This window comes from Variovorax sp. RA8 (assembly GCF_901827175.1).
Lineage (GTDB): Bacteria > Pseudomonadota > Gammaproteobacteria > Burkholderiales > Burkholderiaceae_C > Variovorax.
The window spans coordinates 3,486,534-3,502,286 of record NZ_LR594662.1 but is presented as its reverse complement, the minus strand read 5'-3'; the positions used below and the strand labels follow the sequence as shown (position 1 = coordinate 3,502,286).

Genomic DNA, 15,753 nt, shown 5'->3' with positions numbered 1-15,753 from the left:
CCGCCCCAAGGCGAGGCGCGCCTCCCCCTCGGGGGGTGGCGCAGCACACGAAGTGGCAAGCCGGGGGGCTGTCATAGTTTGCCGAGCGCCTGCACGCGCCAAGCCAGCCAGAGCTTGCGCAGCGGGGTCAGGCTCACGCGCTGGTCCAGCACCTTGAAGTCATCTCGCTCGATCTCGCGCAGCAGGGTGCGATAGATGCTGGCCATCATCAGGCCGGGCTTCTGCGCGCGCCGGTCGGCCGCGGGCAGCAAGGCGAGGGCCTCCTCGTAGGCCGCGTGGGCGCGCTGGGCCTGGAATTTCATCAGGGCGACGAAGCGCTCCGAGTGCAGGCGGTTGAGCACCTCGTGCGCCTTGACGTCGAACTGCTGCAGCTCGTTGACCGGCAGGTAGATGCGCCCGCGCAGCGCGTCCTCGCCGACGTCGCGGATGATGTTGGTGAGCTGCAGCGCCAGGCCGAGCTTGTGGGCATAGGCGGTGGTCTGCGCGTCGGTCTGGCCGAAGATGCGCGCCGCGCCTTCGCCCACCACGCCGGCCACGAGGTGACAGTAGCGCTTCAGGGCCGCGAAGTCGAGGTAGCGGGTCTGGTCCAGGTCCATCTGGCAGCCGTCGATCACCTCCTGCAGCTGGCGCGCCTCGATGCCGTAGACCTCGGCGTGCGGCATCAGCGCCTGCATGACCGGATGCTGGGGGTGGCCGTCGAAAGCCTGTGCGACCTCCTTGCGCCACCAGGCCAGCTTGGTGGCGGCGACGCCGGGGTCGCTGACCTCGTCGACCACGTCGTCGACCTCGCGGCAGAAGGCGTAGAAGGCGGTGATGGCGGCACGCCGCGGCTTGGGGAGAAACAGGAAGGCGTAGTAGAAGCTGCTGCCCGAAGCGGCCGCCTTGTCCTGGACGTACTGCTCGGGCGTCATCGTGGAAATCTCGTCATCGCGGGCGATTGTCTCCGCATCCGCAAGGCGCGCCAGGCAAGAAGCGGTGCATCGGTCCTGCCGATGGTGGGGCGCCGCGACCACGCGTCGAAGCCCATCGCCTCGATCCTGTCGAGGATGCGCAAGCCGCCCTGCACCACGAAGCGCAGTTCCCAGCCGGCGCGGCCGCGCAGACGATGTACCAGCGGCGCGCCTTCGTCCATCAGCTCGCGGGCCCAGGCCACCTGGGCCGCGACCAGCGCGAGCGCGGGTGCCGGCGGCGCGGCCGGGGCCAGCGGCCTGAAGCTGCGCAGGCTCTCGGCCGCAAGACCCTGCGACGCGAGGTCGGCCGCGGGCAGGTAGACGCGGCCGCGCGGCAGGTCGACGCTCAGGTCCTGCCAGAAGTTGATCAACTGCAGGGCGCTGCAGATGGCGTCGCTCTGGGCGAGGGCGGGGGCATCGTCCACGCCGTAGAGATGCAGCAGCAGCCGCCCGATCGGGTTGGCCGAGCGGCGGCAGTAGTCGAGCAGCTCCGCGCGATCGGCATAGCCCGCCTTGTCGCGGGTCTTCTCGATGTCCTGCATGAAGGCCGAGAGCAGGTCGGCCAGCAGGGGCTCGGGCAGGGCGAAGTCGCGCATGGCATGCGCCAGCGGGCCGAAGACCTCGGGCCAGCGCGCCGAAGGCGCAGCACCGCGCGCCGCGGCAGCAAGCTCGGCGCGAAAGGCGCCCAGGTCCTCGAGCCGCTGGGTCGCAGCGGCCTCGCCCTCGTCGGCGATGTCGTCGGCCGTGCGGGCGAAGGCGTAGATCGCCGCGATGGGTGGCCGCAACCGCGGCGGGCACAGCCAGGACGCGACCGGGAAATTCTCGTAATGGGCGGGTGCCGCAGCGACGGCGGGGTGGGGTGTGGAAGGCACGCGCCGGATTGTCGTTGACACCGGTTCTCATTTACCCTAGATTACTAACCGGCTGGTCATTAATGACCCCGATCTTCTGCCAAGGGTGTTCCATGACCGCGTCATCCGCTTCCCCCGTCATCCGTCATGCCGGCCTCCTGCTCGTCGCTGCCCTTGCGCTCGCGGGCTGTTCCCGTCACCAGCCCGCCGAGGAGCCGCTGCGCGCGGTCAAGGTGATGGCGGTGGGCACCAGCGCCTACGACACCGAGCCCGAGTTCTCGGCCGAGGTGCGCGCCCGGATCGAATCGCGGCTGGGGTTCCGCGTGGCGGGCAAGCTCACCCGCCGCCAGGCCGAGCTCGGCCAGCATGTGAAGGCCGGCCAGGTGCTGGCGCAGCTCGATCCGCAGGACTACCGGCTCGCGGCCGAGGCGGCGCGGGCCCAGCATGCTGCCGCACTCACCAACCGCGACCTGGCGCAGGCCGATCTCAAGCGCTACCGCGGGCTGCGCGAGCAGAACTTCATCAGCGCCGCCGAGCTGGAGCGGCGCGAGAGCACCTACAAGGCGGCGCAGGCCCAGCTGGAACAGGCGCAGGCGCAGATGGCCTCGCAGGGCAACCAGGCGCAGTACACGACGCTGGTGGCCGACGTGCCGGGCATCATCACCGCGATCGAGGCGGAGCCGGGCCAGGTGGTGACCGCCGGCACGCCCGTCGTGCGGATCGCGCAGGACGGCGCGCGCGACGTGGTGTTCTCGGTGCCGGAAGACCGTGCCGCGCTCGTCACGCCAGGGTCGGCGGTGGCCGTGCGCGGCTGGTCGGGCGGCCAGGAATTGCAAGGCAAGGTACGCGAGGTGGCGGCCAGCGCCGATGCGGTGACGCGCACCTACACGGTCAAGGTGGCCATCGACGCCGCCACGGCGCCGGCCCTGGGCGCTACCGTCTATGCCCGGCCGCAGGCCCTGTCGCGCAGCGGCACGCCGGTGCTGAAGCTGCCGACCAGCGCCCTGCGCCAGGAAGGCAAGGGCAGCGCGGTCTGGGTGCTCGACAAGCCAAGCATGACGGTGCGCTCGCAGCCGGTGCAGGTGGCGACCGCGGATGGCAACGAGGCGGTGATCGGCAGCGGCCTCGCGCCGGGAACGCTGGTGGTGGTGGCCGGCGTGCACGTGCTGTCGCCGGGACAGAAGGTGTCGATCTACCGCGAGAAGACGGCGGCGCCTGCCGCGGCGACGCAGGAAGCCGTCAATGCGCCGGGGCACGTCACGCCGGTTTCCTCTACCCGCTGAGGATGTTGGGATGACGTCCTCCGAGACCACCGCTTCCGGTGCCGGCAAGGCCGGCTTCAATCTCTCGAAATGGGCGCTGGACCATCCGGCGCTGACCCGCTACCTGATGCTGGTGCTGATGTTGCTGGGCTTTGCGGCCTACTTCCAGCTGGGCCAGGACGAGGACCCCCCCTTCACCTTTCGCGCGATGGTGGTGCGCACCTACTGGCCGGGCGCGACGGCGCAGCAGGTGGCCGAGCAGGTGACCGACAGGCTCGAGCGCACGCTGCAGGAGGCGCCCTACGCCGACAAGATCCGCAGCTACTCCAAGCCGGGCGAGTCGCAGATCATCTTCCAGATCAAGGACTCGTCGAAGCCCGGCGATGTCGCCAACGTCTGGTACACCGTGCGCAAGAAGATCGGCGATATCCGCGGCACGCTGCCGGCGGGCATCCAGGGGCCCTTCTTCAACGACGAATTCGGCGATGTCTACGGCGTGATCTACGCGCTCGAGAGCGACGGCTTCAGCTATGCCGAACTGAAGACCTTCGCCGACGACGTGCGCCAGCGGCTGCTGCGTGTGAAGGACGTGGCCAAGGTCGAGCAGTTCGGCGTGCAGGACGAGAAGATCTTCGTCGAGGTCTCGCAGAAGCGCCTGGCGCAGCTGGGGCTGGACTTCAACGCCGTGCTGTCGCAGCTCGGACAGCAGAACGCCGTCGAGAGCGCCGGCACGATCCAGGCGCCCCAGGACGTGCTGCAGGTGCGGGTGGCCGGCCAGTTCACCAACGTGGAGCAACTGCGCTCTATGCCGATCCGCGGCAGTTCAGGCAGCCAGATCCGGCTGGGCGACATCGCGGAGATCCGGCGCGCCTACGTCGATCCGCCGCAGGTCAAGGTGCGGCACCAGGGCAAGGAGGTGATCGCGCTGGGCATCTCCATGGCCAAGGGCGGCGACATCATCGAGCTGGGCAAGTCGCTGCGCGCGGCCACCGCCGACATCGACAAGCGCCTGCCCGCGGGCGTGAAGCTGGCGCAGGTGCAGGACCAGCCGGTGGCCGTGTCGACCTCGGTCAACGAGTTCGTGCGCGTGTTGATCGAGGCGGTGGCGATTGTGCTGGCGGTGAGCTTCATCTCGCTCGGGCTGCACAAGGGCGGGCGCTTCGGGTACTACATCGACATCCGCCCGGGGCTGGTGGTGGCGATCACCATCCCGCTGGTGCTGGCCGTGACCTTCCTGGCGATGAACTACTTCGGCATCGGGCTGCACAAGATCTCGCTGGGCTCGCTGATCATCGCGCTCGGCCTGCTGGTGGACGACGCGATCATCGCGGTGGAGATGATGGTGCGCAAGATGGAGGAGGGCTACGACAAGGTGCGCGCTGCAACCTTCGCCTACGACGTCACCGCCAAGCCGATGCTGACCGGTACGCTGATCACGGCCGCGGGCTTTCTGCCGATCGGGATCGCCAAGTCGGTGACCGGCGAGTACACCTTCGCGATCTTCGCTGTGACGGTGATCGCGTTGGTGCTGAGCTGGCTGGTGTCGGTGTACTTCGTGCCCTACCTCGGAACCCTGCTCCTCAAGGTGAAGCCGCACGACCCGGAGGAGCCACCGCACGAGCTGTTCGATTCGCCGTTCTACAGCACCTTCCGGCGCACGGTGAACTGGTGCGTCGAGCACCGCTGGCTGACCATCGGCGCGACGCTGCTGACCTTCGCGCTCGGCATCGTCGGCATGGGCAAGGTGCAACAGCAGTTTTTCCCCGACTCCAGCCGCCCCGAGATCATGGTCGAGCTGTGGTTCCCCGAAGGCACGTCTTTCGCAGCCAACGAGGAGGTGACGAAGCGGGTCGAGCAGCGGCTGCTGAAGGAGGAGGGCATCACCACCGTCAGCACCTGGGTCGGCTCCGGCGTGCCGCGCTTCTACCTGCCCCTGGACCAGGTGTTTCCGCAGACCAACGTCTCGCAGTTGATCCTCCTGGCCAAGGACCTCAAGTACCGCGAGTCGGTGCGGCTCAAGCTGCCGGGGCTGCTGGCCCAGGAATTCCCCGAGGTCCGGGGGCGCGTGAAGCTGCTGCCCAACGGTCCGCCGGTGGCCTATCCGGTGCAGTTCCGCGTGATCGGCACGGAGCCGCAGCAGCTGCGCGTGCATGCCGACGAGGTCAAGGCGATCATGCGCGACAACGCCAACATGCGCGGCGTGAACGACAACTGGAACGAGTCGGTCAAGGTGATCCGGCTCGAGGTGGACCAGGACAAGGCACGCGCCCTCGGCGTCACCAGCCAGGCCATCGCGCAGGCGTCGCGCACCATGTTCAGTGGCACCAACATCGGCCAGTACCGCGAGAACGACCTGTTGATCGACATCGTGCTGCGCCAGCAGCCCGACGAGCGCGAGGCGATCTCGGACATCGGCAACGCCTACCTGCCGACCAGCTCGGGCCGCTCGATCCCGCTGACGCAGATCGCCAGGCCGGTGTTCGGTTGGGAGCCGGGCGTGATGTGGCGCGAGAACCGCGACTATGCGATCACCGTGCAGGGCGACATCGTCGAGGGCCTGCAGGGCGCCACCGTCACCGAGCAGTTGCTGCCGGCGCTGCGCAAGCTGGAGGCGAAGTGGCGTGCCGAAGGGCAGGGCGCCTACCGCATCGAGGTGGCGGGGGCGGTGGAGGAGAGCAGCAAGGGCTCGTCCTCGATCGTGGCCGGCGTGCCGATCATGCTGTTCCTGGTGTTCACGCTGCTGATGCTGCAACTGCACAGCTTCAGCCGCTCGATGCTGGTCTTCTTGACCGGCCCGTTGGGCATCGCGGGCGTGGCCGGTGCGCTGCTGGTGTCGAATCGGCCCTTCGGCTTCGTCGCGCTGCTGGGTGTGATCGCGCTGATGGGGATGATCCAGCGCAACGCGGTGATCCTGATCGACCAGATCGAGCACGACCGGGCTGCCGGCGTGCCCACCTGGGACGCGATCGTCGAATCGGCGGTGCGCCGGCTGCGGCCGATCGTGCTGACCGCGGCGGCCGCGGTGCTGGCAATGATCCCGTTGTCGCGCAGCGTGTTCTGGGGGCCGATGGCGATCGCGATCATGGGCGGCCTCATCGTTGCCACGGTCCTGACGCTGCTCGCCCTGCCGGCGATGTACGCGGCCTGGTTCCGCGTCCGGCGGGATGAGCACAACCCGGCCAAGGAGGCCGAAGAGGCTCTGGTTCGCGCTTAAAATACGCGGTTGACCGATTTCAGGCGGTCGGCTTTTCCGGCCGGCTGCTTCTCGAATGCGCAGGCGGCCTCCGGGCCGCCTTCCGTATTCATCACCTGAAAAACTGGAACCGCGCGGGTGGCGAAATTGGTAGACGCACCAGGTTTAGGTCCTGACGTTCGCAAGAACGTGCCGGTTCGAGTCCGGCCCCGCGCACCAGAACAAGACCCTCTCAAGGAAGACACAAATGACCGTGAACGTTGAAACCCTCGACAAGCTCGAGCGCAAGATCACGCTGACCTTGCCCGTCGGCACCATCCAGTCCGAGGTCGATTCACGCCTCAAGAAGCTGGCCCGCACTGTCAAGATGGACGGCTTCCGTCCCGGCAAGGTGCCGATGACGGTGGTGGCCCAGCGCTACGGCTATTCGGTGCACTACGAGGTCATGAACGACAAGGTCGGCGAGGCCTTCTCGCAGGCGGCCAACGAGGCCAAGCTGCGCGTGGCGGGCCAGCCGCGCATCACCGAGAAGGAAGAGGCGCCCGAGGGCCAGTTGGCCTTCGATGCGGTGTTCGAGGTCTTCCCCGACGTCAAGATCAACGACCTGTCCAGCGCCGAGGTCGAGAAGCTCAGCGCCGAGGTGGGCGACGATGCGATCGACAAGACGCTCGAGATCCTGCGCAAGCAGCGCCGCACCTTCGCCCAGCGCGCCCAGGACGCCACGGTGCAGGACGGCGACCGCGTGACGGTCGACTTCGAGGGCAAGATCGAGGGCGAGACCTTCCAGGGCGGCAAGGCGGACGACTTCCAGTTCATCGTCGGCGAAGGCCAGATGCTCAAGGAATTCGAGGACGCCGTGCGTGGCCTGAAGGCCGGCGACAGCCGCACCTTCCCCCTGTCCTTCCCGGCCGACTACCACGGCAAGGACGTGGCGGGCAAGCAGGCCGACTTCATGGTCACGGTGAAGAAGATCGAGGCTTCGCACCTGCCCGAGGTCAACGAGCAGTTGGCCAAGGCGCTCGGCATCGCCGAGGCCACGGTCGAGGGCCTGCGCGCCGACATCAAGCGCAACCTCGAGCGCGAGGTCAAGTTCCGCCTGCTGGCGCGCAACAAGAACGCGGTGATGGACGCGCTGATCGCCAACGCCGAGCTGGACCTGCCCAAGTCCAGCGTGCAGGCCGAGGTCGACCGTATGGTCGAAGGCGCCCGCGCCGAGCTCAAGCAGCGCGGCATCAAGGATGCCGACAAGGCGCCGATCCCCGACGACGTGTTCCGCCCGCAGGCAGAGCGCCGCGTGCGCCTGGGCCTGGTGGTGGCCGAGCTGGTGCGCGCCAACAACCTGCAGGCCAAGCCGGAGCAGATCAAGGCCCACATCGACGAGCTGGCCGCCAGCTACGAGAAGCCGGCCGACGTGGTGCGCTGGTACTTCAGCGACAACCGCCGCCTGGCCGAGGTCGAGGCGGTGGTGATCGAGAACAACGTGACCGATTTCGTGCTGGGCAAGGCCAAGGTCAACGCGAAGTCGGTGTCCTTCGACGAACTGATGGCCCAGCAGGGCTGATCGCAGCCGGCCATTGCCGGGGGCTTGTGCTTTCGAGGCATGGGCCCCATGTCGTCTGGGTACAGTACAAACCTCTCTGGAGAGCACACATGAGCGCACAGGAAATTCAAGGCCTCGGCATGATCCCGATGGTCATCGAGCAATCGGGCCGCGGCGAGCGTTCCTACGACATCTATTCGCGGCTGCTCAAGGAGCGGGTGATCTTCCTGGTGGGCGAGGTCAACGACCAGACCGCCAACCTGGTGGTGGCGCAGCTGCTCTTCCTGGAGAGCGAGAACCCGGACAAGGACATTTCGTTCTACATCAATTCGCCCGGCGGCAGCGTGAGCGCGGGCATGGCGATCTACGACACCATGCAGTTCATCAAGCCGGCCGTGTCGACCCTGTGCGTTGGCTTCGCTGCCAGCATGGGCGCCTTCCTGCTGGCGGCCGGCGAGAAGGGCAAGCGCTTCTCGCTGCCCAACTCCAAGATCATGATCCACCAGGTGCTCGGCGGCGCCCGCGGCCAGGCCACGGACATCGAGATCCACGCCCGCGACATCCTGAAGACTCGCGAGCAGATGAACCGCATCCTTGCCGAGCGTACCGGCCAGCCCCTGGACAAGATTGCCCGCGACACCGAACGCGATTACTTCCTGACGGCCGACGAGGCCAAGGACTACGGGCTGGTCGACCAGGTGATCGCCAAGCGCAGCTGACGCGTACAGCGCTGCGGCGCCCCGGCGACAAACGGCGTTTTCCGCACGGAAAACGCCGTTTTTGTTCGGATCGGGGATGGGCCGAGGGTCTTCCTTCTTCGCTATCATTGTTAAACCCCCGTTACGAGGCACCTGTCCATGGCCGAGAAAAAAGGCTCTTCCAGCGAAAAAACGCTCTATTGCTCGTTCTGCGGGAAGAGCCAGCACGAGGTCAAGAAGCTGATCGCCGGTCCGTCGGTTTTCATCTGTGACGAGTGCATCGATCTCTGTAACGAGATCATCCGCGACGAGCTGCCCGCGGGCGACGAATCGCGGGAAGCGCGCAGCGACCTGCCGACTCCGCTGGAGATCAAGGCCAACCTCGACAACTACGTGATCGGCCAGGAACCTGCCAAGCGCATGCTCTCGGTGGCGGTCTACAACCACTACAAGCGCCTGCGCCACAAGGACAAGGCCAAGGGTGACGACGTCGAGCTCAGCAAGAGCAACATCCTGCTGATCGGCCCCACCGGCTCGGGCAAGACCCTATTGGCCCAGACCCTGGCGCGCATGCTGGACGTTCCCTTCGTGATGGCCGACGCCACTACGCTGACCGAAGCCGGCTACGTGGGCGAGGACGTCGAGAACATCATCCAGAAGCTGCTGCAGAGCTGCAACTACGAGGTGGAGCGCGCCCAGCGCGGCATCGTCTACATCGACGAGATCGACAAGATCTCCCGCAAGTCCGACAACCCCTCGATCACCCGCGACGTGTCGGGCGAGGGCGTGCAGCAGGCGCTCCTCAAGCTGATCGAAGGCACCATGGCCAGCGTGCCGCCGCAGGGCGGCCGCAAGCACCCCAACCAGGACTTCCTGCAGATCGACACGACCAACATCCTGTTCATCTGCGGCGGAGCCTTCGCCGGGCTCGAGAAAGTGATCGAAAACCGCACCGAGGCTTCGGGCATCGGCTTCGGCGCCTCGGTCAAGAGCAAGCAGCAGCGCAGCCTGACCGAGGTGTTCCGCGAGGTGGAGCCCGAGGACCTGATCAAGTTCGGCCTGATTCCGGAGCTGGTCGGCCGCATGCCGGTCGTTGCCTCGCTCGCCGAGCTCAGCGAGGACGCGTTGGTGCAGATCCTGACCGAGCCGAAGAACGCGGTGGTGAAGCAATTCACCAAGCTGCTGCAGATGGAAGGGGTCGACCTGGAGATCCGACCGGCGGCCCTCAAGGCGATCGCACGCAAGGCGCTGGCCCGCAAGACCGGTGCCCGGGGACTGCGCTCGATCCTGGAGCAGTCGCTGATCGACACCATGTTCGAGCTGCCGAATGCCACCAATGTCGACAAGGTCGTGGTCGAAGAATCCACAATCGACGAAAACAAGCCACCGCTCCTCGTGTATCGCGAGGCGGCCAAGAAGGCCTGACTGAGTGACTTTCAGGCCGGCCCCTCCCATACCGGCGACCGGCGTCTTCGGCGATTACCGTGCCCGCGGGCTTGAAAAGCGCGCGCGGCCGACCATCTTTCCATGATCAACCAAAGGATTTCCATGTCCGGTCATACCCCCCTGCCTGCCACCGAGATCGACCTGCCGCTGCTGCCGCTGCGCGACGTGGTCGTCTTCCCCCACATGGTGATCCCGCTCTTCGTTGGCCGCCCCAAGAGCATCAAGGCGCTGGAGCTCGCGATGGAAGCGGAGCGCCGGATCATGCTGGTGGCCCAGAAAGCTGCCGCCAAGGACGAGCCCTCGGTCGAGGACATGTTCGAAGTGGGCTGTATCTCGACCATCCTGCAGATGCTCAAGCTGCCCGACGGCACCGTGAAGGTGCTGGTCGAAGGCCAGCAGCGTGCGCGCGTCAACCGCATCGACGACGGCGAGACCCATTTCTCCGCCAATGTGACGCCGGTGGAAGCGCCTGAGGCCGCGGCGCAGAAGGGCACCGAGGTCGAGGCGCTGCGCCGCGCGGTGATGCAGCAGTTCGACCAGTACGTCAAGCTCAACAAGAAGATCCCGCCCGAGATCCTGACCTCGATCTCGAGCATCGACGACCCGGGCCGCCTGGCCGACACCATAGCCGCCCACCTGCCGCTCAAGCTCGACAACAAGCAGGCGGTGCTCGACCTGGACGACATCAAGTCGCGGCTGGAGAACCTGTATGGTCAGCTGGAGCGCGAGGTCGACATCCTCAACGTCGACAAGAAAATCCGCGGCCGCGTGAAGCGCCAGATGGAGAAGAACCAACGGGACTTCTACCTGAACGAGCAGGTCAAGGCGATCCAGAAGGAACTGGGCGAAGGCGAAGAGGGCGCGGACATCGAGGAGATCGAGAAGAAGATCAAGCTCGCCAAGATGCCCAAGGAAGCGCTCAAGAAGGCCGAGGGCGAGCTCAAGAAGCTCAAGCTGATGTCGCCGATGTCGGCCGAGGCCACGGTGGTGCGCAATTACATCGACGTGCTGATCGGCCTGCCCTGGAGCAAGAAGACCAAGATCAAGCACGACCTCGCGCACGCCGAAGAGGTGCTCAACGAGGACCACTACGGCCTGGAGAAGGTCAAGGACCGCATCCTCGAATATCTTGCCGTGCAGCAACGCGTCGACAAGGTGAAGGCGCCCATCCTGTGCCTCGTGGGCCCGCCGGGCGTGGGGAAGACTTCGCTGGGCCAGTCGATCGCCAAGGCGACCGGTCGCAAGTACACCCGCATGGCGCTTGGCGGCATGCGAGACGAGGCTGAGATCCGCGGGCACCGCCGCACCTACATCGGCGCGCTGCCGGGCAAGGTGCTGCAGAGCCTGAACAAGGTGGGGACGCGCAATCCGCTGTTCCTGCTCGACGAGATCGACAAGCTGGGCACCGACTTCCGCGGCGATCCGTCGAGCGCGCTGCTCGAGGTACTCGATCCCGAGCAGAACCACACCTTCGGCGACCACTACGTCGAGGTGGACTTCGACCTCTCCGACGTGATGTTCGTCGCCACCTCGAACTCGATGAACATCCCGCCGGCGCTGCTGGACCGGATGGAAGTGATCCGCCTGGCGGGCTACACCGAGGACGAGAAGACGCACATTGCGCTCAAGTACCTGCTGCCCAAGCAGATGAAGAACAACGGCGTGAAGGAGGAAGAGCTCCTGATCACCGAAGAGGCCGTGCGCGACATCGTGCGTTACTACACCCGTGAGGCCGGCGTGCGCTCGCTCGAGCGCGAGCTTTCCAAGATCTGCCGCAAGACGGTCAAGGGCCTGCTGCTCAAGAAGATGACGCCCAAGGTGGTGGTGGAGGGACAGAACCTCAACGACTTCCTCGGCGTGCGCAAGTACACCTTCGGTCTGGCCGAGAAGCAGAATCAGGTGGGCCAGGTGGTCGGCCTTGCGTGGACCGAGGTGGGTGGCGACCTGCTCACGATCGAGGCAGTGACGATGCCCGGCAAGGGCGTGATCAGCCGAACCGGTTCGCTCGGCGACGTGATGAAAGAGTCGGTCGAGGCCGCACGCACCGTGGTGCGCAGCCGGGCGCGGCGGCTCGGCATCAAGGACGAGGTGTTCGAGAAGCGCGACATCCACATCCATGTGCCCGATGGCGCCACGCCCAAGGACGGCCCGAGCGCAGGCGCCGCGATGACGACCGCCTTCGTGTCCGCGCTCACCGGCATTCCGGTGCGTGCCGATGTCGCGATGACCGGCGAGATCACGCTGCGCGGCGAAGTCACGGCGATCGGCGGGCTGAAGGAGAAGCTGCTGGCTGCCCTGCGCGGCGGTATCAAGACGGTGCTGATTCCGGAAGAGAACGCCAAGGACCTGCAGGACATTCCCGAGAACGTGAAGAACGGCCTCGAGATCGTGCCGGTGAAGTGGATCGACAAGGTGCTCGAGATTGCGCTGGAGAAGCAGCCCACGCCGTTGTCCGACGAGGAGGTCGCGGCTTCGGCCGCGGCCATGGCCGAGCAGGCGAAGCAGCGCGCCCCGCAGCCTGCGGAAGGCTCGATCAAGCATTGAGCGGCGGTCTTGCGGGACCTCCGGAAAATGCCCTATAATTGAAGGCTTGAAACGCGGGAATAGCTCAGTTGGTAGAGCGCAACCTTGCCAAGGTTGAGGTCGAGAGTTCGAGACTCTTTTCCCGCTCCAGTTTTCAAAAAGGGAAGCTTCAAGCTTCCCTTTTTTTCGCGAGTTCTGACCAAGAAGAAAACGACGATTGAACGCATGGCGCGATAGCAAAGCGGTTATGCAACGGATTGCAAATCCGTCTAGCCCGGTTCGACTCCGGGTCGCGCCTCCACCCTCCAGCCGTATCGATCAGACAGCCCCTCCAACCGTCGTTGTCGGGGCTGTTTTGTTTCGGGTATCGTCCATATCCAACCGGACGCCCGGATGGTGAAATTGGTAGACACATCGGACTTAAAATCCGCCGCTTCCTGCATAAGGGGCATACCGGTTCGATCCCGGTTCCGGGCACCACCACATCACAAGGGAGCATGACATGCCTCGCTACAACGCTCCGTTCGAAATCCACGTCCACGGCGATGTGCCGCTTCGCTCCGATGTGAGCTTCGAGCAAATTCAGGAAGCTCTGAAACCCCTCTGGAAATACGCCGGTGCCCGCTCGCTGGCCGATGGCGCGAACAGTGTCTATGAAGAGGAGCCGGGAATCCGCTTCGAGCAGAAGGACCACATGCTCCAGATCTGCTGGACCGTGGCCGGCGACGAGGATTTTCGACAGGCCCTCGACGAAATGTGCATGGCTCTCAACGAGCTGGCCGAGCAGGGCGCTGCGATCGAGGTCACCTTCTACGACACCGACTTCGATGAGGAGGAGGGCGATCCCGAGGAAGAGTCCCGCGATGACTTCCTCATGCTCTTCATCGGCCCCAACCCGGCCGCGATCATGCAGGTGCAGCGCGACCTCCTGGTCGAGGATGTGGTGAATCTCATGGAGCGCCACTTCGATGGTGCCGAACTCGGCGGCGTCGTGGCGGAAATCGACAAGCTTTTCGGCGATCGCTTCGACGCGCTGGTGAACTCCCTCGAGATCGGCAAGCGACCGCGTGGCGGCACAGGTGGCTCCGGCAGCGGCAGCCATGGCGGCGGACGCCGCCCGCGCCACCTGCACTGAGCGGAAGGCGCTGGAGTCCCAGCCACGGGGCGGTCAAGCCGCTCCGCTATGCTCGGCGACCTTCTGTTCGAGGAGAGTCGCTTGGCCCTTTTTTCCCAGTCTGCCCTTCGTCCCGGCGTGCGTAAGCGCGAAGTCTTCGGCTGGGCCATGTACGACTTCGCCAACTCGGGCTACACGACTGTCGTGATCACGGCGGTGTTCGCTGCCTATTTCGTCGGCGGAATCGCCAAGGGGGCGCCTTGGGGCCCGTTCGCCTGGACGGTCGCGTTGAGCATCTCCTACGCGATCGTGATGCTGAGCATGCCGGCCATCGGCGCCTGGGCCGACCTCCATGCGGCGAAGAAAATGGTGCTGGCGATCGTCACCGCCGGCTGCGTGCTCGGCACCGTGGCGCTGGCGATCACGCCCAGGTTCAGCGGCCCGTTCGCAGTCGCGCTGGCGATGGGCCTGGTGGTACTCTCCAACACCTTCTACTCCTACGGCGAGTCGCTGACCGGCGCCTTCCTGCCGGAGCTCGCGACGGCCGAAGGCATGGGCAAGGTCAGCGGCTGGGGCTGGGGCTTCGGCTACATCGGCGGCATGCTTGCGCTCGGGCTGTGCCTGGCCTATGTGCTGTCGGCCCAGGCGAAAGGGCTGCCCGCTGCGCACTTTGTGCCGGTCACGATGCTGATCACGGCGGCGATTTACGGTCTCGCCGCATGCGCCACCTTTGCACTGCTGCCCGAGCGCGCGCAGCCACAGGCGGCGGCGGACAGTCGCAGCGCCTGGCAGCAGTTGGGCGACACCTTCCGCAAGGCGCGCGCCTACCGCGACTTCATGTGGCTGCTGGCCTGCACCGTCTGCTACCAGGGCGGCGTGGCGGTGGCGATTACGCTCGCGGCGATCTATGCGGAGCAGGTGATCGGCTTCGTCCCGAGCGAGACGATGGTGCTGATCTTCGTCCTCAACATCGCGGCGGCGCTCGGCGCCTTCGGCTTCGGCTATCTGCAGGATCGCATCGGCCACCGGCGCGCGCTTTCCGGCGCGCTGCTGGCGTGGATCGCGGTGTGCGTCATTGCCGCCTCGGTCACGACCAAGGGCGGGTTCTGGTGGGCTGCAACCATCGCCGGCCTGGCCATGGGCTCGAGCCAGTCGGCCGGGCGCGCCATGACGGGCGTGCTCGCGCCGCCGCAGCAGCTGGCGGAGTTCTTCGGCCTGTGGAGCTTTGCCACGCGGCTGGCCGCGATCATCGGTCCGCTGAGCTACGGCGCCATCACCTGGGCGACCGGTGGCAACCAGCGCATCGCGATCCTGGCGACCAGCGTGCTTTTCATCGGGGGGCTGCTCCTGTTGCTGCCCATCGACATGCGGCGCGGCCGGGCGGCGGCGCTGCGCGGGGAGGCTCCTCAGTCGGCGGCGGGGCTGTTGGCGGCGCGGTAGGTCGTCCCGTCGTAGCGCAGCATCCTCGACGAGAACTTCGCCGGGCGCTCCTGCGTCACGCATTCGTCGCCTTGCGCACTGGAGCGGGTCTCGGTGCGGGTCTGGCGCAGCAGCAGGTCGGCGTAGCCGTTGCTCGTGTCGCGAGCGATCGACAGGTTGCCGCGCACGGTCTCGAAATTGCCGGCGCAGTTGGCATCCCACTCGCCGCGCTCCAGCGCCACCTCGAGCCCGTCGAGCACCTTGGCGAGCCTGGGCCCGCGCGGGACGTATAGCGTCAGCGTCTCGTTCGAGTAGGGATTCACGCGCGACGAGCCCTGGCGGACGATGCGCAGGCCGAATGCGCGCGCGTCGCTGGCGAGCGTGTAGCGCGCCGTGTCGACCTTGATCTGGCCGACGCGAACGGCATCCTCGCTCATCGCCGCGGGCTCGAACAACCGGCTGACGACTGTAGCGCGCTCGGTATTGCCGTTGTCGGCCTGCTGCACCACCAGCACGTCCAGATCGAACTGCGTGACGCCTGGGGCGGTGGAAGGGCGCGGCAGCGGCAGCACGACGATGAAGCGGCCCGCAAAGCCGCGCCAGGGCTGGCACATGGCACGTTCGTGGTCCAAAGCCCGCTTGGCGTGCAGCTTGGCATGCATGCGCTCCGCGAGACCGGTGTCGCAGGCCGCGTGGCCAACGGCGCTCAGCAGGGCCAGCAGGAAGCCAACGAGTAGTCGTCGAGGCATGCGCGCGC

The 15,753-nt window shown here is 66.4% G+C and carries 11 protein-coding genes and 4 tRNA genes; 12 read left to right on the top strand and 3 right to left on the bottom strand.

The window, feature by feature from the left end:
- Positions 1-71 precede the first annotated feature (71 nt).
- Positions 72-911: a presqualene diphosphate synthase HpnD gene (hpnD, locus tag E5P3_RS16355; RefSeq protein ID WP_162586930.1), complete on the bottom strand. Its 840-nt coding sequence runs from the start codon at positions 909-911 to the stop codon at positions 72-74.
- Positions 908-1,822 (bottom strand): squalene synthase HpnC, encoded by a 915-nt coding sequence (gene hpnC / locus E5P3_RS16350; RefSeq protein ID WP_443083286.1) that lies wholly within the window; start codon positions 1,820-1,822, stop codon positions 908-910. Before hpnC ends, hpnD begins: the two co-directional genes overlap by 4 nt.
- Before the next feature lie 92 nt (positions 1,823-1,914).
- Here hpnC and E5P3_RS16345 point away from each other — a divergent pair, with 92 nt between their 5' ends.
- From E5P3_RS16345 to E5P3_RS16290, 12 genes are all read left to right on the top strand, one after another.
- Positions 1,915-3,084, top strand: coding sequence for an efflux RND transporter periplasmic adaptor subunit (locus E5P3_RS16345; protein ID WP_162586929.1), 1,170 nt, complete (start codon positions 1,915-1,917; stop codon positions 3,082-3,084).
- A 10-nt stretch (positions 3,085-3,094) separates the two neighbouring features.
- Complete coding sequence (locus E5P3_RS16340) at positions 3,095-6,277, top strand: efflux RND transporter permease subunit (RefSeq protein WP_162586928.1); 3,183 nt, start codon at positions 3,095-3,097, stop codon at positions 6,275-6,277.
- 111 nt (positions 6,278-6,388) lie between these two features.
- Positions 6,389-6,475, top strand: a tRNA-Leu gene (locus E5P3_RS16335).
- Between the two features lie 28 nt (positions 6,476-6,503).
- The gene (gene tig / locus E5P3_RS16330; protein WP_162586927.1) at positions 6,504-7,817 is read left to right on the top strand and encodes a trigger factor; all 1,314 of its coding nucleotides are present in this window, start codon (positions 6,504-6,506) and stop codon (positions 7,815-7,817) included.
- Positions 7,818-7,906: 89 nt separating this feature from the next.
- Positions 7,907-8,515 (top strand): ATP-dependent Clp endopeptidase proteolytic subunit ClpP, encoded by a 609-nt coding sequence (gene clpP, locus E5P3_RS16325; RefSeq protein ID WP_068679693.1) that lies wholly within the window; start codon positions 7,907-7,909, stop codon positions 8,513-8,515.
- A gap of 138 nt (positions 8,516-8,653) precedes the next feature.
- Positions 8,654-9,919, top strand: a complete 1,266-nt coding sequence (gene clpX, locus E5P3_RS16320) for an ATP-dependent Clp protease ATP-binding subunit ClpX (RefSeq protein ID WP_162586926.1) — start codon at positions 8,654-8,656, stop codon at positions 9,917-9,919.
- A 123-nt stretch (positions 9,920-10,042) separates the two neighbouring features.
- Positions 10,043-12,484: an endopeptidase La gene (lon, locus tag E5P3_RS16315; protein ID WP_162586925.1), complete on the top strand. Its 2,442-nt coding sequence runs from the start codon at positions 10,043-10,045 to the stop codon at positions 12,482-12,484.
- A 53-nt stretch (positions 12,485-12,537) separates the two neighbouring features.
- A tRNA-Gly gene (locus E5P3_RS16310) sits at positions 12,538-12,613 on the top strand.
- A 77-nt stretch (positions 12,614-12,690) separates the two neighbouring features.
- Positions 12,691-12,764: transfer RNA gene (locus tag E5P3_RS16305), tRNA-Cys, on the top strand.
- An 86-nt stretch (positions 12,765-12,850) separates the two neighbouring features.
- A tRNA-Leu gene (locus E5P3_RS16300) sits at positions 12,851-12,943 on the top strand.
- A gap of 22 nt (positions 12,944-12,965) precedes the next feature.
- Positions 12,966-13,598, top strand: a complete 633-nt coding sequence (locus E5P3_RS16295) for a DUF6806 family protein (RefSeq protein ID WP_068673211.1) — start codon at positions 12,966-12,968, stop codon at positions 13,596-13,598.
- An 81-nt stretch (positions 13,599-13,679) separates the two neighbouring features.
- Positions 13,680-15,017 (top strand): MFS transporter, encoded by a 1,338-nt coding sequence (locus E5P3_RS16290; protein WP_162586924.1) that lies wholly within the window; start codon positions 13,680-13,682, stop codon positions 15,015-15,017.
- On the opposite strand, the gene E5P3_RS16285 is transcribed toward E5P3_RS16290, so the two are convergent.
- Entirely contained in the window at positions 14,984-15,745 is a 762-nt protein-coding gene (locus E5P3_RS16285) for a hypothetical protein (RefSeq protein WP_162586923.1), read from the bottom strand. The two genes, E5P3_RS16290 and E5P3_RS16285, sit on opposite strands and share 34 nt — an antisense overlap.
- Between the last annotated feature and the right edge of the window lie 8 nt (positions 15,746-15,753).